This window comes from Mesorhizobium sp. IMUNJ 23033 (genome assembly GCF_044778005.1).
Taxonomy (GTDB): domain Bacteria; phylum Pseudomonadota; class Alphaproteobacteria; order Rhizobiales; family Rhizobiaceae; genus Mesorhizobium; species Mesorhizobium amorphae_A.
In genome coordinates this window covers 1-806 of record NZ_JBJACT010000091.1, presented here as the reverse complement: position 1 = coordinate 806, position 806 = coordinate 1, and the positions used below count along the sequence as shown (strand labels likewise).

1 protein-coding gene is annotated in these 806 nt (G+C 58.9%); it reads left to right on the top strand.

Annotation, left to right across the window (positions count from 1 at the left end; translation table 11 throughout):
- Positions 1–50: 50 nt before the first annotated feature.
- The gene (locus ACFX5Q_RS34810; RefSeq protein ID WP_404285068.1) at positions 51–755 is read left to right on the top strand and encodes an IS6 family transposase; all 705 of its coding nucleotides are present in this window, start codon (positions 51–53) and stop codon (positions 753–755) included.
- The last annotated feature ends 51 nt before the right edge of the window (positions 756–806 follow it).

Sequence of the window (806 nt, the reverse complement as noted above, 5' to 3'; positions counted from 1 at the left end):
TGCTGTCACATTGATTTTGGCTTAACGGTTTGACGATAAGTCAGGTTGGCATGGTCGAAGCATGCGCCACCTACAAGAACCATCGCTTCCCGATCGAAATCGTTGCTCATGCCGTCTGGCTTTATTACCGGTTCGGGCTGAGCCTGCGCGATGTTGAAGAAATGCTGCTGGAGCGGGGGATCGTCGTCTCCTACGAGACCATCCGCCGCTGGGGAAAGAAGCACAGTCCCGATTATGCACGTCGCCTGCGCCGCAAGGCGCCATCGAAAGACGATGTCTGGCATCTTGATGAGGTAGCCGTGCGCATCAACGGCAGGCGGTGCTGGCTGTGGCGCGCCGTCGACCAGGACGGCTATGTGCTGGATGAGATCGTGCAGACCCGCCGCAATACCAAGGCGGCCAGGCGTCTGCTCATTCGTCTGCTGAAGAAGCAAGGCCTGTCGCCGAAGCGTATCGTCACCGATAAGCTGCGCTCCTATTCAGCGGCAAGACGTCAGGTCATGCCCGATATCGAGCACCGGTCGCACAAGGGCCTCAACAACCGGGCGGAGAACTCTCACCTGCCGTTTCGAAAGCGCGAGCGAATTCGGCAAGGCTTCCGCAGCATTGGCTCCCTTCAGCATTTCGTCTCCGTCTTCTCCGCCATACGCAATCTCTTCGTCCCCTCCCGCTCAAACAGGTCCGCCACGCAGATCCGAACTCACCGCCTCAATGCCATGGCAGAATGGAAGGCCGCGGCGTTGCAGATTGCCTGAAAACAGCTGTGGGCTTCCGCGCGTCCACGCTTCAAACAATGTGACAGCGCC

Excerpts from the sequence above, each read along its gene's own strand:
- ACFX5Q_RS34810 (WP_404285068.1), top strand. The coding sequence starts at position 51 with ATGGTCGAAGCATGCGCCACCTACAAGAACCATCGCTTCCCGATCGAA.